Annotated in this window: 18 protein-coding genes; 7 read left to right on the forward strand and 11 right to left on the reverse strand. The window is 59.9% G+C overall.

The features are described 5' to 3' along the window. From CWM57_RS23270 to CWM57_RS23285, 4 genes are all read right to left on the reverse strand, one after another. Positions 1-472, reverse strand: a 472-nt coding sequence (locus CWM57_RS23270; protein ID WP_044650547.1) for a carbohydrate porin, incomplete at its 3' end; no start/stop codon positions are given. 144 nt (positions 473-616) lie between these two features. Then, on the reverse strand, positions 617-919 hold the full coding sequence (locus CWM57_RS23275; protein ID WP_004205145.1) for a PTS lactose/cellobiose transporter subunit IIA: 303 nt from the start codon (positions 917-919) through the stop codon (positions 617-619). A 97-nt stretch (positions 920-1,016) separates the two neighbouring features. Continuing rightward, entirely contained in the window at positions 1,017-2,339 is a 1,323-nt protein-coding gene (locus CWM57_RS23280; protein WP_002923156.1) for a PTS cellobiose transporter subunit IIC, read from the reverse strand. A gap of 11 nt (positions 2,340-2,350) precedes the next feature. Continuing rightward, positions 2,351-2,665, reverse strand: a complete 315-nt coding sequence (locus tag CWM57_RS23285; RefSeq protein ID WP_004145041.1) for a PTS sugar transporter subunit IIB — start codon at positions 2,663-2,665, stop codon at positions 2,351-2,353. A 293-nt stretch (positions 2,666-2,958) separates the two neighbouring features. Here CWM57_RS23285 and CWM57_RS23290 point away from each other — a divergent pair, with 293 nt between their 5' ends. From CWM57_RS23290 to CWM57_RS23300, 3 genes are all read left to right on the forward strand, one after another. Then, positions 2,959-3,900, forward strand: coding sequence for a LacI family DNA-binding transcriptional regulator (locus CWM57_RS23290; RefSeq protein WP_100676451.1), 942 nt, complete (start codon positions 2,959-2,961; stop codon positions 3,898-3,900). Positions 3,901-4,111: 211 nt separating this feature from the next. Continuing rightward, positions 4,112-5,482 (forward strand): MFS transporter, encoded by a 1,371-nt coding sequence (locus CWM57_RS23295; protein ID WP_100676452.1) that lies wholly within the window; start codon positions 4,112-4,114, stop codon positions 5,480-5,482. A 13-nt stretch (positions 5,483-5,495) separates the two neighbouring features. After that, positions 5,496-6,758, forward strand: coding sequence for a gallate dioxygenase (locus CWM57_RS23300; RefSeq protein ID WP_100630941.1), 1,263 nt, complete (start codon positions 5,496-5,498; stop codon positions 6,756-6,758). Here CWM57_RS23300 and CWM57_RS23305 read toward each other — a convergent pair. Next, positions 6,755-7,981, reverse strand: coding sequence for a LysR family transcriptional regulator (locus tag CWM57_RS23305; protein ID WP_100676453.1), 1,227 nt, complete (start codon positions 7,979-7,981; stop codon positions 6,755-6,757). The genes CWM57_RS23300 and CWM57_RS23305 overlap by 4 nt on opposite strands. A gap of 127 nt (positions 7,982-8,108) precedes the next feature. On the opposite strand from CWM57_RS23305, the gene galB reads away from it, so the two are divergent. Genes galB through CWM57_RS23325 form a run of 4 tightly spaced genes read left to right on the forward strand, consistent with a single transcriptional unit; the run spans position 8,109 to position 11,511 of the window. Continuing rightward, positions 8,109-8,849, forward strand: coding sequence for a 4-oxalmesaconate hydratase (galB, locus tag CWM57_RS23310; protein WP_008806774.1), 741 nt, complete (start codon positions 8,109-8,111; stop codon positions 8,847-8,849). Further along, complete coding sequence (locus CWM57_RS23315) at positions 8,846-9,559, forward strand: 4-carboxy-4-hydroxy-2-oxoadipate aldolase/oxaloacetate decarboxylase (protein WP_023298375.1); 714 nt, start codon at positions 8,846-8,848, stop codon at positions 9,557-9,559. Before galB ends, CWM57_RS23315 begins: the two co-directional genes overlap by 4 nt. Further along, entirely contained in the window at positions 9,560-10,645 is a 1,086-nt protein-coding gene (locus CWM57_RS23320; RefSeq protein WP_074386905.1) for a 4-oxalomesaconate tautomerase, read from the forward strand. It abuts the gene before it with no gap. Positions 10,646-10,647: 2 nt separating this feature from the next. Then, positions 10,648-11,511 (forward strand): NAD(P)-dependent oxidoreductase, encoded by an 864-nt coding sequence (locus tag CWM57_RS23325; RefSeq protein WP_100676454.1) that lies wholly within the window; start codon positions 10,648-10,650, stop codon positions 11,509-11,511. A gap of 3 nt (positions 11,512-11,514) precedes the next feature. Here CWM57_RS23325 and CWM57_RS23330 read toward each other — a convergent pair whose 3' ends face one another. The 6 genes from CWM57_RS23330 to eefC all read right to left on the reverse strand — a co-directional run bounded on the left by CWM57_RS23330 (position 11,515) and on the right by eefC (position 18,073). Then, positions 11,515-11,805, reverse strand: a complete 291-nt coding sequence (locus tag CWM57_RS23330; RefSeq protein WP_023298372.1) for a YicS family protein — start codon at positions 11,803-11,805, stop codon at positions 11,515-11,517. A gap of 106 nt (positions 11,806-11,911) precedes the next feature. Further along, positions 11,912-12,814 (reverse strand): DMT family transporter, encoded by a 903-nt coding sequence (locus CWM57_RS23335; RefSeq protein ID WP_002923118.1) that lies wholly within the window; start codon positions 12,812-12,814, stop codon positions 11,912-11,914. Between the two features lie 165 nt (positions 12,815-12,979). After that, positions 12,980-14,410: a PTS N-acetylmuramic acid transporter subunit IIBC gene (gene murP / locus CWM57_RS23340; RefSeq protein ID WP_074386907.1), complete on the reverse strand. Its 1,431-nt coding sequence runs from the start codon at positions 14,408-14,410 to the stop codon at positions 12,980-12,982. A 24-nt stretch (positions 14,411-14,434) separates the two neighbouring features. Next, positions 14,435-15,337, reverse strand: a complete 903-nt coding sequence (murQ, locus tag CWM57_RS23345) for an N-acetylmuramic acid 6-phosphate etherase (protein WP_074386908.1) — start codon at positions 15,335-15,337, stop codon at positions 14,435-14,437. Between the two features lie 162 nt (positions 15,338-15,499). Further along, the gene (locus CWM57_RS23350) at positions 15,500-16,663 is read right to left on the reverse strand and encodes a multidrug effflux MFS transporter (RefSeq protein WP_100676455.1); all 1,164 of its coding nucleotides are present in this window, start codon (positions 16,661-16,663) and stop codon (positions 15,500-15,502) included. A gap of 45 nt (positions 16,664-16,708) precedes the next feature. After that, positions 16,709-18,073: a multidrug efflux RND transporter outer membrane subunit EefC gene (eefC, locus tag CWM57_RS23355; RefSeq protein ID WP_100676456.1), complete on the reverse strand. Its 1,365-nt coding sequence runs from the start codon at positions 18,071-18,073 to the stop codon at positions 16,709-16,711. Positions 18,074-18,076 lie beyond the last annotated feature (3 nt).

Here is an 18,076-nt window from a genome sequence, read left to right on the forward strand (position 1 = left end):
CGTAGGCCTTCTTCAGGTTAACCTCGTCGCTCCAGTGGTCGAACATCACGTTGAGATCCCAGATAGCCCCCTGCGCGCTTTTGAAGGCCTTGCTGATCTGGAATTCGCCGCCGTTGCTTTCGTTGCCGAGACGGCCGATCGCTGAGGCGCCGTTATAGGAGCCGTCGACGCCGACATATTTCTGGTCGCCGGTCTGGAAGTGGGCGCCATAGCGGGCATAGCCGCTGAACTTGAGGCCGAACGGAATGGCCATATCCGGCGAGGCAGCGGTGGTCTGCGGGTTGGTGATCACATCGACCTTTTTGTTGGCCGCGGCGTCGATTTTCGCCTGGCGGTCGGCCAGCGCTTTATCAACGGCTTTGGCAACGATGGCGTCGATCTGTTCCTGCGTAAATTCTTGCGCCATGACAGAAATTGGGCACAGCGCGGCGACAACCGCCATGGCTAAAGGCAGTTTTTTCACAGTATTCATGGTTATCTCGCTTTAATAATTAATATATGTCAGATAATAACCATCCCATTCTGGCTAAAATAAATAACCAAAATAAGCTGATTTGTTTTTTAGGGTACAGCGACGCCGGAGAATCATATTCTCGCTGACGTTATTCCATATTAATTAACGCTGGTACAGATGGATTAATTCTTCTGAGAACTCGCGAGCCAGCAGCGAGTTCATCAGATGATCCTGGGCATGTACCATAATCAGCGTCATGGGTTGACGCGCTTCACCGGCATCCTGCTCGATGAGCTGGGTCTGCATCTGATGCGCCCGGCGGGCGTAGCCGTCGGCCTCATTTAAGAGTAAGCGTGCTTCGTCGATATTTCCGGTTCGGGCCGCATGCAGCGCTTCAAAACATAATGAGCGTGACTGTCCCGCATTAACGATAATTTCCATTACCGCATCTTCTAATTCAATCATGTGTATTCCTGAGGTATTTATTATTTAATAATGCAGTGAAAGTCCATTTTCTGCATTATTACGCTGTCATCTTATTATCTCTCCGGACGGAGAGGGATTAGCTAACGGTTTCTGCCACTGGAACGCTATTTTTGGCTTTCTCAACTTCGGTTTTCATTAAGGAACGTTCATAGGCGCGCAGGAACGGCAGGTAAATGACCGCCGACATCACCATGCAGATGAGGCACATCACCACCGGACTCAGGGTCCAGTTAGCCGCCCACGACGCGCCAATCGGTGCCGGCGTGGTCCACGGCGTCAGCGACACCACCTGGCTCAGCCAGCCAAGACGCGTCGCGCCGTAAGCCAGCACCGCGTTGACCATCGGCACGCAGACGAAGGGGATAAACATCATCGGGTTCATGATGATCGGCGCCCCGAACAGAATCGGCTCGTTGATATTAAAGAAGCTCGGCACAATGCCCATCTTGCCGATGGTGCGCAGATGAGTGGCCCGGCTACGCAGCAGCAGGAAAGCCAGCGGCAGGGTCGAACCGACGCCGCCAATCAGCAGATAGTGATCCCAGAAGCCCTGCAGATAGACGTGCGGCAGCACCGTGCCCGCCGCCAGTGCCGCCTGGTTTGCCGACAGGTTGGCCATCCAGAACGGGTTCATAATGCCGGTGACAATCAGTGATCCGTGGATCCCAGCGAACCAGAAAATCTGGCACATCAGAACGGAGAGCAAAATCGCCGGCAGCGAGTCGGAGGCGGAAACCAGCGGCTCCAGCAGATGCATGATCGCCTGCGGCAGGATCATCCCGGTCTGCGCTTCGATAAACAGGTTCAGCGGATGCAGAGTCGCAATGACCACCAGCACCGGGATCAGGATTTCAAACGAACGGGCGACGCCGGTGGGGACCTCTTTCGGCAGACGAATAGTAATGTTGTTTTGCTTCAGCCAGGCGTAAACGCGGGTGGAGTAGATGGCGGTGATCAGCGCGGTGAAAATGCCCTGACCGGACAGATACTGAGTGGAAATTTTGCCATCGGCATAGGGCGCGGCGACCAGCAGGAAGGCCATAAACGCCAGCAGACCGGACATCACCGGATCGAGCTGAAACTGCCGACCGAGGCTGGCGCCAATGCCGACCGAGATAAAGAAGGTCATCACGCCCATGCTGAGGTTAAACGGCAGCATCAGCTGTTCGCGGTAGTGCTGGGAGAAATCAAGCCAGCCGCGGGCAAAGCCGTTGGTGGTATCGGGTGAAAACGGCGGAAAGATAAATACCAGCATGAAAGAGCCGATGATCATAAACGGCAAGGCGGCAGTGAAGCCATCGCGGATAGCGATAACGTATTTCTGCTGCCCAAGGCGTCCTGCCAGCGGAGTAATAGATTGCTCGATCACGGCAATCATCGACTGATACAGAGAACTCATTTCAACACCTCTCAGTGCGCCGCTGGGATCAGCGACAGAGCATAATTCAGGACGTTGTCTCCCCGCTGCATGCCGTAGTCCATCGTATCGATGGGCTGAACGGGAATGTTCAGGGAAGCCGCTTTGTCAGACAGGGTTTTCAACATGTATTTCACCTGGGGGCCAAGCAACACCACCTGATACTGCGGAAACTGCATGTCAAATTCGGAAACACCATAGGCATCAATCTGCACCGGCAGATCACGTTCATTCGCCGCCTCCACCATCTTTCTGACCAGCAGACTGGTGGACATCCCGGCAGAGCAGCACAGCATAATCTTGTACATCGGCGACCATCCTCAAAATGTAAAAAGTTATTGCGTGGATGATTTGATATCAGACGGAAACCGGTTTCCATTCATAAAAAGCAGAACTGTGATAGTGGTCAAGATCTCCTGCTTATGGGGCGGATTTATTGGATTTCGCTCACATTATTCTGTCGATTTGGCGATGTTTTGCGCTGAAATGGAAAATCGGTTTCCAAACAAATGACGAAATGGATATACTGCGCTGGTCACAATTGAAGCGATTCAGGTTTACAGGATTTTGGCGGGACGCGGCGCCCGCGCAGGGGAAAATGATGTCGACAATCAATGATGTTTCACGGCTTGCCGGGGTTTCCAAAGCCACGGTGTCGCGAGTGTTGAGCGGCTCACGTGGCGTGAAGGAAGCCAGTCGTCAGGCGGTGCTGCAGGCGGCGGAAGCGCTCAATTACCGGCCAAACATGATAGCCCAGTCGTTGCTCAGCCAGTCCACCGGCTGCATCGGCGTCATCTGCGCCCAGGACAACATCAATCAAACCACCAGCTATCTCTACGCCCTGGAAAAGCAGCTCAGCCAGCACCAGAAGCACCTGCTGCTGCGCTTCGCCAACACCAGCAACGGCGTGATGAACTCGCTGGAGGAGTTGAGCTGCGGGCTGTGCGATAACGTGCTGATCATCGGCGCGCGTTTTCCCCTGAATATTAACCGCCCGGACGTGGTGCTGGTGGACTGCCTCGACAGCGAGGGCGACAACAGCATTCAGTTCGATCATGCCTTCGCTGCCGAAACCGCCTGTCACTATCTGATTAGCCAGGGCAGACGGCAGATTGCGCTGATTCATCCGCAGAGCAGCGGCTTTGCCGATCAGGTGCTGCTGGGCTACAAGCACGCGCTGGAAAAAAACTTTTTGCCGTTTAATCGCAACCTGGTGTTTCTGGATAACACCTCGCCGTCAGTGGCGGTGCAGGAGCTGGTCAATAACGCCACGACGCTGAACTTTAACGCGCTGCTGGTGAGCGATGAACAGCAGGCGCAGCGCGTGGTGCCGCAGTTGCAGGCGTTTAACCGCGCCGTTCCGCAAAATGTGATGGTGTTTAGCCTCGCCGGATCGTTACAGCTGCCCGGTATCCCCACCATTCCGGCCATTGAATATTCCATGGACGCGATGGCGTCGCGGATCGTCAACTGGCTGACCGAGAAAACGGACAATCCGGGCGGCAGCCCGCTGCGCGGCGATTTAATTATTCCGAAGCACTGAACGCCGCTCTTGCCCTGACCCGCCGCCGTTGGCTGCGGGTTTTTTGCTGGCTGGTTTTTGTCGTATCCCTCACATTATAAATAAAACTCATATCTGACGCCGGGTTTTCGAACCGGACAGCCTGCGTGACCTGCCTTAAGTTGAGTACGAAAGTTCCACTCAAAAAAACCTAACCAGAACATTCGTACCGCCTGCTTAAGGAAGTGACCCTATGAATCACATGAACGTTGTCGATGTGAAAGCGTGGATAGATGCCCGTCCGGTCTCGCGCTTTCAATGGAACGTGCTGCTGCTCTGTTTCATCATCATTATGCTGGATGGGTATGACGCCGCGGTGATGGGCTTTGTCGCCCCGGCGCTCATCGAGGACTGGGGCATCAGCCGGGCTGAAATGGGGCCGATTCTTGGGGCGGCCATGTTCGGCGTCGCCATTGGCGCCCTGGTGGCGGGCCCGCTTTCTGACCGCTACGGCCGAAAACGCATTTTACTCTGGTCGGTGGCGCTGTTTGCGCTGTTCAGCCTGGCCGGCGCCGTGGCGCAAAGCCCATCGCAACTGGCGCTGATGCGTTTTCTTACTGGCCTTGGCCTTGGCGCGGTGATGCCCAACTGCGTCACGCTGGTGGCGGAATATATGCCGGAGCGGCGTAAAGGGGTGATGATCACCCTGATGTACAGCGGTTTTAACGTGGGCTCTGGCCTCGGCGGCTTTATCGCCGCCGGGTTGTTATCGCATTACAGCTGGCACTCGGCGCTGATTTTTGGCGGCGTGCTGCCGCTCGTGGTGCTCCCCTTTATGATCGTGATGTTGCCGGAGTCGGCGATGAACATGGTGGCGCGCCGACTACCGGGCGAGCAGATCGCCAGGGCGCTTAACCGGCTTGGGGGCCAGTTTACGGCGGAAACCGTTTTTCAGTTAAATGCGCCGCCCATCACGCGGAGCAGCAAAGTGGCGCAGCTGTTTCGGCATGGCTATGCCCGCGGCACGATAGCGCTGTGGCTGACCTATTTTATGGGGCTGTTCGTGATATATCTGCTGAACGGCTGGCTGCCAACCATTCTCCGCTCCGGCGGGCTGTCGCTGCAGCAGGCGGCGATGATGACCGGCTTGTTCCAGCTCGGCGGCCCGCTGGGCGGGATCCTTGTCGGTATGCTGATGGATCGTGCTTCGGCGAAAGCCGTGATTGCGGCAACCTATTTCCTCGGCTGCCTGTGCCTGTTGTCCCAGGGGTTGATGGATTTCGGATCGGCGGCGCTGTCGGTGCTGATTTTTATCAGCGGGATGTGCATTAACGGCGCGCAGAACGGTCTGCAGGCCTATTCGCCAGCCTATTATCAAACCGAGATCCGTGCTACCGGAGTCAGCTGGATGCATGGTATCGGCCGTACCGGGGCTATTCTCAGCTCCACGCTGGGTGGGATGCTGATGCTGGCTGTGCCGGGACACTCGTCGATCTTTTTGGTGCTTGGGCTGCCGGCCTGCCTGGCGGGGATCTGTATTTTGTTGCACCGTATGAATCACGCTAAGCCTCGACTCACAGAGGCAGAACTGAACGCTTTGTCATCCCCCCTGGAACACCGATAAGTGGAGTTATCTGATGGCTAACATTCTCGGCGGTATCGCCGTCTCTCATACCCCGACTATCGGCTTCGCGGTCGATCATCATAAACAGCTGGACCCGGCGTGGTCGCCGATCTTCCAGAGCTTCGAACCGCTGCAGCGCTGGCTGGAGGAAAAAAAGCCGGATGCGCTGGTGTACATCTTTAATGACCATGTGACCGCCTTTTTCTTCGATCACTATTCGACTTTTACGCTGGGAATCGATAGTCAATATGACGTTGCCGATGAAGGGGGCGGACCACGCTGTCTGCCGCCGGTCCAGGGCAATGCGGCGCTCTCAAGGCACATTGGCGCCAGCCTGATGGCCGATGAGTTTGATATGTCGTTCTTTATGGATAAAAAGCTCGACCACGGCCTTTTCTCGCCGCTTTCGGCGCTATTGCCCTGGGATGAAGCGCAGGGGTGGCCGACGGCGGTGATCCCGTTACAGATCGGCGTGCTGCAATTTCCGGTACCGAGCGCGCGCCGTTGTTACAAACTCGGCCAGGCGCTGCGCCGGGCAATTGAAAGCTTCCCGGAAGATATCAATGTGGCGATTGTCGCGACCGGCGGGCTCTCGCATCAGGTTCATGGCGAGCGCTGCGGATTTAATAATCCCGACTGGGATGCCCAGTTTGTTGACATGCTGGTTAATGACCCGGAAAAGCTCACCGAAATGACCCTTGGCGAATATGCTGAGCTGGGGGGGATGGAGGGGTCCGAAGTGATCATGTGGCTGGTGATGCGCGGCGCGCTATCAGCCAATGTCACCGAAACCTGGCGCGACTATTACCTGCCGTCGATGACCGGTATCGCCACGCTGATCCTTGAGAACAATGCGCGCCTGCCCCCCGTCGATACCCTGACGCGCCATCGCCAGCATATGGCGCAGCAGCTGGCCGGGGTGGAGAAACTGCCGGGAACCTATCCTTTTACCCACGAGCGCAGCCTGAATGGCTTGCGGCTTAACCGTTTCCTGCATCGGCTGATTGAGCCTGCCTGGCGCGAACGTTTTCTGCAGTCGCCTCAGTCGCTTTATGCCGAAGCCGGACTGAGTGAGGAGGAACAGCAGTTGCTCAACGCACGCGACTGGCGGGGATTGATTCAGTATGGCGCCAGTTTCTTCCTGCTGGAGAAAATGGGCGCGGTGGTCGGTGTATCCAACCTGCATATTTATGCCGCGATGCGCGGGCAGACGCTGGAGGCGTTTCAGCAAACGCGCAACCAACAGGTAACCTATTCGGTGGCGGGTAAACGTTAAACGGTCCCGTCTTGAACTTGCTGATAGATAAAACGCAACAGCGCCTGCGTCGCCGGGGAGGGCAGGCTGCCGGCGCGAAACGTCAGCCCGATACGCCGGGTGGTATCGGGCAGGGGGACCGGCAACACGCTGAGCAGCCCATTGTCAGTTTCAAAACGCATCTGGCTGGCGGAGACCGCCGCCAGCATGTCGGAGTCCTGCAGCAATCCTCGCACCATCGCCGCATCCCCGGTCTCCACCGTCGGCTGGGGCAGCGGCAGCCCCAGGGTGATAAACGCCTTATCCAGCAAATGGCGCGCCGGCGCGTTGGCGCGCGGCAGCACCCATTGTGCGGTCGCCAGCTGGCTGCGCGGATCCGGATGGCGCAGCAGCGGGTGGTTATTACGCAGTAAAATCAACATATCCTCTTCGAATAACGCTTCGCTACAGAGGTCCGGGAGATCTTCATCCTGGCGCAGGGCGCCGATAATAAAATCGATATTACCTGCCCGCATATCGGCGACCAGCGACTCATACGGGCTTTCATTGGTCATGAGGGTAATGCCCGGGTGCTGGGCCAGAAAGGCGGCGATGGCGGAGGGCAGTAGCCGGGTCCGGCTCAGCGGCAGGGCGCCAATGCGCACGGTGCCCTCCAGCACCCCGCGACGGGCGGCGAGATCGCTCCAGATGTTTTCCAGCTCGTTGAGCGCTCTGCTTACCGGGGGATAGAGTAGCTCCGCGGCGGGCGTGGGGCGCACCCCTTCTGGCGTCCGGCGAAATAGCGCCGAATCCGCCCCTTTCTCCAGGACCTTCAACGCGGCGCTGACCGCCGGCTGAGTGATCCCCAACTGTTGCGCGACGGTTTGGGTATGGTTGACGTGATAGAGCTGAATAAAAATGGCTAACCGGCGGGTATTGAACAGCCAGCCGGCGTCCGCCAGCGGGCCGCTGCTGCGGGTATGGTGCTTCTGCATCAGCGCCGGGATGGCCTGCAGGTCGTCAATCGCCCGCCGGGCGCGCGGCAGGATGCACTTGCCATACTCGGTGGGCACCATGCCGCTGTAATGGCGTTCGAACAGCGTGACGTTCAACGCGGCTTCAAGGTCGCGGATCGCCCGGGTTATTGCTGACTGCGTGCGGAATAAGTCATCGGCCGCACGCGAGACGCTGCCGCGCAGCGCGACCTGACAGAAAAAGCGCAGCTGCATGATATTTATGATCTTATCGTGCTTTTTCTTCAGCATGGTTCGTCAGGCCTGAAACAGTGAGTGAGTCGACAACATAAATAAAAATCATAGCCTTCGCAAGTTAACGAATTACCTCCCTGCGACGGGACATGACAAGCTGAAAAAAACAACAGAGGAAGCCATCATGTCTCATCCGGTTAGCGAAAAAAGTGCCCTTGTCGTCAGCGCCCACTCGGCCGATTTCGTCTGGCGCGCGGGCGGTGCGATAGCGCTGCATGCCCTGCAGGGCTATCAGGTCCATGTGGTCTGTTTATCCTTTGGCGAGCGCGGCGAGTCCGCCAAACTGTGGCGCAAAGGCAACATGACCGAGGAGGCGGTGAAGCAGGTGCGTCGCGAAGAGGCGCAGGCCGCCGCTGAGATCCTGGGCGCCAGCGTCGAATTCTTTGATATCGGCGACTATCCGCTGCGCGCCGATAAAGAGACGCTATTTCGTCTGGCGGATGTGTATCGCCGTATCCAGCCCCACTTTGTCCTGACGCACTCCCTGCACGATCCCTATAACTACGATCATCCGCTGGCCTCCCATCTGGCGCAGGAAGCACGGATTATCGCTCAGGCAGAGGGCTATCGCCCTGGTGAGAAAATTGTCGCTGCTCCCCCGGTTTACTGTTTCGAACCGCACCAGCCGGAGCAGTGCAACTGGAAACCCGATGTGTTACTGGACATCACCGCCGTCTGGGAGAAAAAGTATCAGGCCATTCAGTGCATGCAGGGTCAGGAGCATCTGTGGGAATACTACACCCGCGTGGCGCTGCAGCGCGGGGTGCAGGCCAAGCGCAATATCGGCATCACGGCCGCGCGCGATATCGTTCACGGCGAAGCCTTCCAGAGCATCTTCCCCCGCGTAACGGAGAACCTGGCATGAACCTGTTAAATAAAAAAGGCCTTGTGATCCGCCATCTGCCGCGCCATGACGAGGCGGTTTTGCGCCGCTGTGAGGCGGCCGGGGTGGCGACGCTCCATGAAGCCTGGGATCGCCAGGGGCTGATGGGGCCGACAATCCGTCCGATTCAGCAGGGCGTCAGCCGGGCGGGCAACGCGGTAACCGTGCTGGTGACGCCAGGCGACAACTGGATGTTTCATGTCGCGGTCGAGCAGTGCCGCGCCGGCGATATTCTGGTGGTGGCCCCGACGTCGCCGTGCGGCGATGGCTTCTTCGGCGATCTGCTGGCGACGTCTCTCCAATCGCGCGGCGTGGTCGGTCTGGTGGGCGATATCGGCATTCGTGATTCGCAGACTTTGCGGGAGATGGGATTCGCCGTCTGGTCCCGTCAGGTTTATGCCCAGGGAACGGTGAAAGAGAGCCTCGGCTCGGTTAACGTCCCGGTGATTTGCGCAGGTCAGCTTGTGCAGCCGGGCGATGTCGTAGTGGCCGACGACGATGGCGTCGTGGTGCTGCCTCACGCGCAGGTCCGTGATGTGCTCGATAAAGCGGAAGCCCGCATGAGCAATGAGCTTGCGAAGCGTGAGCGGATGCGCCATGGCGAGCTGGGGCTGGATATTTACGCGATGCGCCCGCGTCTGGCGGAAAAGGGGCTGCGGTATTACGACCGCGCAGACGAGGTGGAGGAATAAATGGCGCAACGCGGAATCCCCTGTCTATGGATGCGCGGCGGCACCTCGAAGGCAGCCTGTTTTCTGGCTGACGATCTGCCTGCCGATCCGGTGCAACGTGATGCGGTGCTGCTGGCGGTGATGGGCTCGCCTGATCCCCGGCAAATTGACGGGATCGGCGGCGCCGATCCGCTGACCAGTAAAGTGGCGATTATCCGCCGCTCCGCACGGCCTGACGCCGATGTGGACTATCTGTTTGCCCAGGTGAACGTGGCGGCGGCCACCGTGGATTACGGCCAAAACTGCGGCAATATTCTTGCCGCCGTTGGCCCTTTCGCCATCGAGCGTGGTCTGGTTCGCCACGATGCGCCGCTCACTCGGGTGCGTATTTATATGGAGAACACGGGGCAACTGGCGGTGGCAGAGATCCCGTGCGATGCCGACGGGGTCGACTACGTCGGCGAGAGTCGTATCGATGGCGTGCCGGGCAGCGCCAGCCCGATCCTGCTCCATTTTCTTGATGTGGCGGGCTCCAGCTGCGGGGCGCTGCTGCCGACCGGCCGGGTTCGTGACCGTTTTGACGGCGTTGAGGTGACCTGCATCGATAACGGTATGCCGGTGATCCTGCTGCGCGCTTGCGACCTCGGTTGCACCGGCTATGAGACGCGCGAACAGCTGGATAATGACGATGCGCTTAAACGTCGCCTGGAGTCGATTCGCCTGCAGGCCGGGCCGCTGATGCAGCTTGGCGACGTCAGCCAGCGCACGGTGCCCAAGATGACCCTGATCGCCGAACCACGACACGGCGGCGCCATCAGCAGCCGCACCTTTATCCCGCACCGCTGCCACGCGTCAATCGGCGTGTTTGGCGCGGTGAGCGTGGCCAGCGCCTGTCTGCTTCCTGGATCCGTCGCGCAGGGTATGGCGCAAGTGACGTCAGGCCCTACGCCGCTGCTCAGCGTTGAGCATCCGACAGGCGAATTTAGCGTAACGCTTCAGCTTGACGCTGACGGTGCGTTAGCAGGCTGCGGTCTGTTACGCACGGCGCGACTGCTGTTTGCTGGCGAGGTTTTTATTCCGGCCCGCGTCTGGCCGCGTGAGGAGTGATGATGACGATCGCGTTTATTGGTTTTGGCGAGGCGGGTGGCATTCTGGCGGCGGATCTGGCCCGTGAGAATACGGTGACCATGTGGGATTGCAAGCTCAATGGCCCGGCGCGAGAGGCGATGGGCAAAAAAGCCTGTGACTCGCGTGTTCAGGTGGGAAGTTCGCTGGCGAAGGCGCTGGAGAGCGCCACGCTGGTTTTTTCTACTGTGACCGCGGGTGAGGCGCTAAAGGTGGCGCAGCAGGCCGCCGCGCTGCTGCAGCCGGGGCAATACTTCCTCGATCTCAACTCCGTGGCGCCGGAGACAAAACGGCAGGCCGCCGCTCATTTTCTGCCCGGCGCCTACATTGATGTCGCGGTGATGGCGCCGGTACCGCCCGCCCGATTGCAGACACCGTTATTGATCGGCGGGCCGCAGGCGGAGGCGATCGCGCCGCGTCTGCAGGGGCTGGGGCTGAATGCCCGCTATGGCGCCAGTACGGTGGGCCAGGTGTCGGCGATAAAAATGTGCCGTAGCGTGATGATCAAAGGTCTTGAAGCGCTCACCACAGAATGCCTGTTCGCGGCCCGTGAATATGGCGTCGAGGAGGAGGTGCTTAGCTCCTTGCATCATAGTTTCCCCTCTCTGGGCTGGACAGGAGCGTTCCCCGACTATCTGATCAGCCGGGTGGCGGAACATGGCATTCGGCGCAGCGAAGAGATGGAAGAGGTGGTGAAAACCCTGCGTGATGTGGGGAGCGCCGGGATAATGAGCGAGGCGATCGCGAAAAGCCAGCGCCAGTTGCCGGAGCAGATGGCCGCCCGTAGCCTGAGCTACAGGCAGCTGACGCCGTTTGACTGGAAAACGCTGGTCGCCAGCCTGAAATAACCGCTATTTGGCCGGACAGACGATTTTGTCGATCGCGGCCTGGTAGCTTTTCTGGTTATTGCGCTCTTTCGCCAGCGTTGCTTCGCGGACCGCGTTCTTGTTACCGTCGGTCGCCAGCACTTTATTGGCAAAATCGTTATCGCTGAGGTGGCTTGCTGGCGCGCATTTTTCCTTCACCGCTTTGAGCACCAGCTGTTTTTGCTGTTCGAACTGCAGGCTTTGCAGCGGTGATTCGGCCCACGCCGACGTGGCGCTCAGGGCAGTGACCAGGCATACCATCCAACATGCTTTCATCAGGCTTCTCCTTCCGTAATCGCTTCCGTCAACTATATGCGCAGGCGCGAAAACACGCAAATAGTGGTCAGTTTAACTTATTGAAAATGCAATTTTTATCGCCTGCTCAGGCGGCTCTCACCCGCCGCCGTGAGTCGATGGCGATCAGCACCACCGACGCGAGGATCAGCAGAGTGCCCAGCCAGTCCGGCAGCGTGAAGGTGATCCCCAGCAGCAGGAGCGACAGCAGGGCGCTGCTCAGCGGTTCGGCGCAGCTGAGGATCCCGGCCTTCGCGCCGCCAATTTTCTGCGCGCCGTTGAGATAAAGGCTGAAGGTCAGCGAGGTACCGATCACCACCAGATAGAAAAAAGCTAACAGCAGGCTGCCGTTAACCACAAAATCGGTGCCCTGGCCGCCGTAAAACGGCAACAGCATCGCGCCGCCGAACAGCATACTCCAGCCGACGATCGGCAGCGTCCCGTAGCGGGCAATCAGCGTCGAGGGGTAGGTGGTATAAAAGGCGGCGGCAAACGCCGAGGCGATCCCCCAGAACAGCGCCGCCGGCGAAATCGACAGCGTCGTTGGGTTGCCGTGGGTCACCAGCAGAAAGGTGCCCGCCAGCGAGGTGCAGATAGCCCCCAACACCAGCGGAGTGGGACGCGCTTTGCGGGCGAGGGCGAACCAGGCGACGATGATCGTCGGGGACAGGAACTGCAGCACCGTGGCCGTGGCGGCATTGGATTTTTCAATGGTCATCAGAAAGGTGAACTGCACAGTTAACGCGCCAAACAGCGAGAAAAACAGCAGGCTGAGGGCGTCGCGGCGGTTTTGCAGCACGCGGAAAATGCGGTCGCCGTGAACAAAGCCGAGCATCAGCAGGATCAGCCCGGCGAACAGCAGACGCGTCATGGTCAGAAACGGCGACGACATCTGGCTTTCCTGCATAATAAACTGCGCGCACACCCCGGAACTGCCCCACAGCACGGCGGCAATCAGTACGTTCAGCATCCCTTTTTTGCTGGAGCCCATCTTTTCCTCAAGCGAAATATGACAAAGGGGAATCATAGCATGCGCGCGCCCGGGCGGCGGGGCAGGAAATGGTAGTCGGGCGCGGCGGCGGGTCCGGCAGACGTCACTGTTTTTGCAGACCCGGTAAGGCGAAGCCGCCACCGGGCACTACCCGACAGTCGCGTTCTAGCTTAAATCGACATTTTTACTGCCGAACAGCCAGGTGAGGACAAAGCCGCACAGGTAGGAGACCACCAGTCCACCGGCGTAGACCGCCATCCCGGCGTAAATTCCGCTGCCGGAGGTCATCAGCGGCAGCGCCACCAGCCCCGACGGGCCGAACACCGTGTTCAGGCCGACCGGCAGTCCCAGCCAGGCGATCAGTCCGACGAAGAAACCGCCGCAGGCGCCGCCGATACAGGCGGTGACAAACGGCTTCATCCGCGGCAGGGTGACGCCGTAGATCAGCGGCTCGCCAATCCCGAGGAAGCCCGGAATAATCGCCCCTTTAATCTGGGTTCGCAGCAGCGAATCGCGCTTCGCCCGCCAGAACAGCGCCAGTGCCGCCCCCACCTGCCCGGCCCCGGCCATCGCCAGGATCGGGAACAGCGAGTTGAAGCCCTGGGCGTCCACCAGCGCAAAATAGACCGGGACAAACCCCTGATGGACGCCAAACATCACCGCCAGCAGGAACAGGCCGGCCAGCACCGCCGAGCCAAACGGGTTGCCGTTAAGATGCAGGAACAGCCACGACATGCCGGTAAACAACCAGCCGCCAATCGGCATGATCACCGTAAAGGTCACCGCGCCCATGATCAGCAGGGTCACCGCCGAAGTCAGGATCATATCGAGGTTGGCGGGCATCACCCGCCGCACCTGACGCTCAACCCACGCGCCAAGGATAGCGGCGATCAATACGCCGATGATATTGCCGCGCGGGTCAATGCAGTGGCCGAAGAAGGTGGAAATGCCGGCGTAGAAGCCGCTGGTTGCCTCCGGGTTGTAGCCCAGCACGAACAGCGAGGCGATAATCGCGCCGTTCACGCCGGAGCCGCCGAACGCCTTCTGCGCGTTATAGCCAATCAGGATACTCAGGAAGGTGAACATCCCTTTGCTGAAGACCTTCATGTAGCCAATCAGCGCTACCAGACTGGCGTTCGGATGGGCGTTCTCCAGCACGAAGACCTGTTCCGCGAGGGTGGCGAAGCCCAGCAGCAGCCCGACGGCGATAAAGCCGGGGATCAGCGGCGTAAAGATGGTGGCGAATTTGGCGAGAAACTTCTGCACCGCGCTGGTCTGCTTGCCCTTCAGCGCCTGCTTTTTCTCTGCCGCGACGTCGGCCAGCGACGGCGCGGCGGGCGCCTCCTCCAGCAGGCCGTTCATCATCTCGGCGGCGGTTTGCGCCTTGCCGGGGCCGAGCACCACCTGGAACTGCTCGTCGCTGACGATCACCCCCATCACGCCGTCAATCTGGCGGATGGCGGCGCTGTCGGCCAGACTTTCATCGCGCAGGGTCAAGCGCAGGCGCGTCATGCAGTTGCCTGCCTGCGCGACGTTTGCGGCGCCGCCTGCGTGGGCGAGGATCCGCGCTATCATCTCTTTCGTTATTTTTGCCATTGCCCGTTACCTGTCTGTCGGCGCTCAGGTGTTGCTGAGCGCCTTGCGGATATAGCCGTTGTTTTTCGCCAGCAGCGACTGCGCCGCTTCGGCGCTTAAGTCCGCCAGCACCATCACGATCGCCGTTTTACAATGGCGGCCGCAGGCCTCCAGCGCCTTCCGGGCAGTGGGACGATCGCAGTCGGTCGCCTCCATCACGATAGAGACCTGGCGCTCGATCAGCTTGGCGTTGGTCGCTTCGACGTCGACCATCAGGTTGCTGTACACCTTGCCGACGCGGATCATCGCCCCGGTGGAGATCATGTTCAGTACCAGCTTTTGCGCGGTACCGGCTTTCAGACGGGTAGAGCCAGTGACCACTTCCGGGCCGACCACCGGGGTGATCGCCACATCCGCCAGCTGGGCCATTTCGCCATGCGGGTTACAGCTGACGATGGCGACAAAGGCATTCTGACGATGGGCGTATTCCATGGCGCCAATGACGTACGGTGTGCGTCCGCTGGCCGCCAGTCCCACCAGCACATCGCGGTGGCTGAAGTTCAGGTTCTGCAGGTCCATTGCCCCCTGCGCTTTGTTGTCTTCCACGTTTTCCACGGCGCTGAGAATCGCTTTATGTCCGCCGGCGATGATCCCCACCACCTGCTCCGGGCGGGTGCCGAAGGTTGGCGGGCATTCGCTGGCATCGAGGATCCCCAGTCGGCCTGAGGTGCCAGCGCCGATATAAATCAAGCGGCCACCGGCCTGCAGCGCCGTCGCGACCTTATCCACCACCTCGGCAATCTGCGGCAGATAGGGCGTAATCGCCTGGGCTACCTGCTGGTCTTCCTGGTTTATCACCGTCAGCATGTCGAGGGTGGAGAGGGTGTCAATGTTGGCGCTGTTGGCGTTGCGTCGCTCGGTCAGCAGTTTGCTCAGGTCGATACTCATAGAAACCTCGTTATTCTCAGTGGCGCGCAGTATAAGGAATTATTTATTCCTTGCCTGTGAAGAGTATCACGATTAGTACGCGGAGAATAATACGAGAATGGTAGGTATGGCGGGAAATAGTGCGGTAATAAATCTGGAATATTTTATTACCGCACCTGGCGTTTAGCGCGCGCTGCGCGGTTTGCTGAGGCCCAACAGTAGCGCCAGCAGGTAGCAGATGGCCATCGCGAAGCTCATTTTCAGCATCGTTTCACCACCGAGGCCCGCCAGCGGCGCGGCGATGCCGCCGAAGACAAACATCAGGGTGCCCATCAGCGCGGACGCGGTCCCGGACTGCGCGGCGTCGACGGCGCTCATCGCCTCCGCGCCGGCGACGGTGCTGATGCCGCTCATCAACGACACGGTAAAGAACAGGCCGATCAGCGCCAGCACCGGCAGCTGCAGCCAGGCAAACAGCAGCATGATCGCCGCACAGCCCACCGCCAGCGTCAGGCCGCCGCGCAGCAGACTTTCGGCACTAAAGCGGCGCGCCAGGCGGGAAAAGATCATCGCCGCGATAATCAGCCCGATACCGTTCAGACCGAACAGCAGGCTGAACTGCATGGCGCTCATGCCGTATTCGCTCTGCATCACGAAGGAAGAGGAGCCGATGTAAGAGAACAGCCCAGCCATCATAAAGGCCTGAATCAGGCAGAAGCGCAGAAAGCGGCGATTTTTCAACACCGGCTGGCCGGGCTGTTGGCGGGCGGCATGCGTTGCTGTGGCCGGGCGCGTTTCCCGCAGGATCGTCAGGCTCATCACCAGCAGCACGCCGCCAATGGCGGCCATCGTCCAGAAGAGAATTCGCCAGTCGAAGGCGGTGATGACGTAGCCGCCCAGCACCGGGGACAGCACCGGCGCAATGCCGTTCACCGTCATCAGCAGGGCGAAAAACTGGGTCAGCAGGGTGCCCTGGTATTTATCGCGGGCGATGGATCGCGACAGCACCGAGCCGCCGGCACCGGCGAAGCCCTGTAAAAAACGCCAGACAATCAGCATGTTGATATCCCGGGTCAGGGCGCACATCACCGAAGCGAAGATAAATAGCAGCAGGGACAGCGCCAGCGGTTTCAGGCGGCCAATGCGGTCGCTCAGCGGGCCGAAAAACAGCTGACCCAGGCCGAGGCCAATCAGCGCGGCGGTCAGCGACAGCTGGGTCTGGGTGCTGGTGGCCTGCAGCTGCTGAGTGATCTCCGGCAGCGCCGGCAAATAAAAATCCGTGCACAGCGGGCCGATACCTGACAGCAGGCCGAGGATCAGCGCCCAGGAGAGGGAAACACGTGGCATAACGATTCCTTACAGAAGCCGGGCGCGGCCGCCCGGCGGGTGAAATTAACTGGCGCCGCCGCCCAGCGACTGCCAGAGGGTGATCCGGTTATTGAGGTCGGTCTGCTGCAGGGACAGCAACGTCGTCTTCGCCGACCACAGCGTGCGCTGAGCGGTGAGCACCGACAGATAATCGCCGACTCCGGCCTGATAGCTCTTCATGGCGATATCCAGCGATGTCTGCTCGGCGGCGACGTACTGCCGCTGGGCATCGAGCTCTTCGCTCAGCGTTTCCCGGCGCGCCAGCGCATCGGCAACGTCCTTAAAGGCGCTCTGAATCGATTTCTCGTAGGTGGCGATCAGCCCCTTTTTCTCTGCTTCCGCATAGCGTAGCTGCGCCAGGTTGCTGCCGCCGGTGAACAGCGGCAGGCTGATGGAGGGGGCGAACGACCATACCTGCATCCCGTGGCTGAACAGCGACGACAGTGAGTCGCTGCCGACCCCGGCGCTGGCGGTCAGGGAAATCGACGGGAAGAAGTTCGCCCGCGCCGCGCCGATATCGGCATTGGCGCTCTTCAGATTGTGCTCCGCTTCCTGAATATCCGGCCGGCGCAGCAGCACCGACGACGACACACCCGCCGGCACCAGCGCGATGCTGTTATCCCCCAGACTCTCGAGAGTACCGGGCAGCAGGCTCTCCGGCACGGTTTCCCCCGCCAGCAGGTTAATGGCGTTTTTATCCTGCGCCACCAGCGTGCGATAGCTGGCGACGCTGGCGCGGGCCTGCTGATAGACGCTTTCCGCCGAGCTTACATCGCCGGCGGAAGCGGTACCCACCGCCATCTGGCGGGCGACGATGTTGCGCGAGTTTGCTGCGCTGTCCATGGTCTGCTGCGCCAGCGCCAGATTGCTATTATCCGTCGCCAGCGTCACCCAGGCGGTGGTCAAATCGGCAATCATCGTCAGCCGGGTATTCTGCGCGGTGAATTCGCTGGCAAGCCAGGTTTCGCGCGCCGCGCGCGACAGGCTCTGGTTCTTGCCGAACAAGTCCAGTTCGAAGCTGGAGACCGCGCCGTCGGCCTGCGAAGTGGAGCTCAGGCCGCTGGCTACCGTTTTGCTGCGGGTATGGCTCAGATCGGCATCGACGGTGGGAAACAGCGACGCCCGCGTCTCGCCGTACTGGGCGCGCGCGGCCTCGATATCGGCCAGCGCTTTTTGCACATCGCGGTTGCTGTTCAGCGCGAGACTGACCACTTTTTTCAGCCGCGCGTCATTGACCACTTTCTGCCAGTCGCCGACCACCGCCGTCGATTCGCCGTGCGCCCCGGGCAGGGTGGCCGGCACCGGCGCGGCCGGGCGATCATAATGCGGGTCAAGCGAGACGCAGCCCGCGGTCAGGAGCGCGATAAACACTACACTCAAACGAAACATACC

Source organism: Klebsiella sp. G-Nf4, from assembly GCF_002810615.1.
Lineage (GTDB): Bacteria > Pseudomonadota > Gammaproteobacteria > Enterobacterales > Enterobacteriaceae > Klebsiella > Klebsiella variicola.

What these genes read in the sequence shown, in the direction of transcription:
- murP (WP_074386907.1), bottom strand. Translation starts at nt 14,410, where the DNA reads ATGGCAAAAATAACGAAAGAGATGATAGCGCGGATCCTCGCCCACGCA.
- CWM57_RS23350 (WP_100676455.1), bottom strand. Translation starts at nt 16,663, where the DNA reads ATGCCACGTGTTTCCCTCTCCTGGGCGCTGATCCTCGGCCTGCTGTCA.
- CWM57_RS23285 (WP_004145041.1), bottom strand. Translation starts at nt 2,665, where the DNA reads ATGTACAAGATTATGCTGTGCTGCTCTGCCGGGATGTCCACCAGTCTG.
- murQ (WP_074386908.1), bottom strand. Translation starts at nt 15,337, where the DNA reads ATGAGTATCGACCTGAGCAAACTGCTGACCGAGCGACGCAACGCCAAC.
- CWM57_RS23325 (WP_100676454.1), top strand. Translation starts at nt 10,648, where the DNA reads ATGACGATCGCGTTTATTGGTTTTGGCGAGGCGGGTGGCATTCTGGCG.
- CWM57_RS23330 (WP_023298372.1), bottom strand. Translation starts at nt 11,805, where the DNA reads ATGAAAGCATGTTGGATGGTATGCCTGGTCACTGCCCTGAGCGCCACG.
- CWM57_RS23295 (WP_100676452.1), top strand. Translation starts at nt 4,112, where the DNA reads ATGAATCACATGAACGTTGTCGATGTGAAAGCGTGGATAGATGCCCGT.
- CWM57_RS23335 (WP_002923118.1), bottom strand. Translation starts at nt 12,814, where the DNA reads ATGGGCTCCAGCAAAAAAGGGATGCTGAACGTACTGATTGCCGCCGTG.
- CWM57_RS23300 (WP_100630941.1), top strand. Translation starts at nt 5,496, where the DNA reads ATGGCTAACATTCTCGGCGGTATCGCCGTCTCTCATACCCCGACTATC.
- CWM57_RS23320 (WP_074386905.1), top strand. Translation starts at nt 9,560, where the DNA reads ATGGCGCAACGCGGAATCCCCTGTCTATGGATGCGCGGCGGCACCTCG.
- CWM57_RS23275 (WP_004205145.1), bottom strand. Translation starts at nt 919, where the DNA reads ATGATTGAATTAGAAGATGCGGTAATGGAAATTATCGTTAATGCGGGA.
- eefC (WP_100676456.1), bottom strand. Translation starts at nt 18,073, where the DNA reads ATGTTTCGTTTGAGTGTAGTGTTTATCGCGCTCCTGACCGCGGGCTGC.
- CWM57_RS23305 (WP_100676453.1), bottom strand. Translation starts at nt 7,981, where the DNA reads ATGCTGAAGAAAAAGCACGATAAGATCATAAATATCATGCAGCTGCGC.
- galB (WP_008806774.1), top strand. Translation starts at nt 8,109, where the DNA reads ATGTCTCATCCGGTTAGCGAAAAAAGTGCCCTTGTCGTCAGCGCCCAC.
- CWM57_RS23290 (WP_100676451.1), top strand. Translation starts at nt 2,959, where the DNA reads ATGTCGACAATCAATGATGTTTCACGGCTTGCCGGGGTTTCCAAAGCC.
- CWM57_RS23315 (WP_023298375.1), top strand. Translation starts at nt 8,846, where the DNA reads ATGAACCTGTTAAATAAAAAAGGCCTTGTGATCCGCCATCTGCCGCGC.
- CWM57_RS23280 (WP_002923156.1), bottom strand. Translation starts at nt 2,339, where the DNA reads ATGAGTTCTCTGTATCAGTCGATGATTGCCGTGATCGAGCAATCTATT.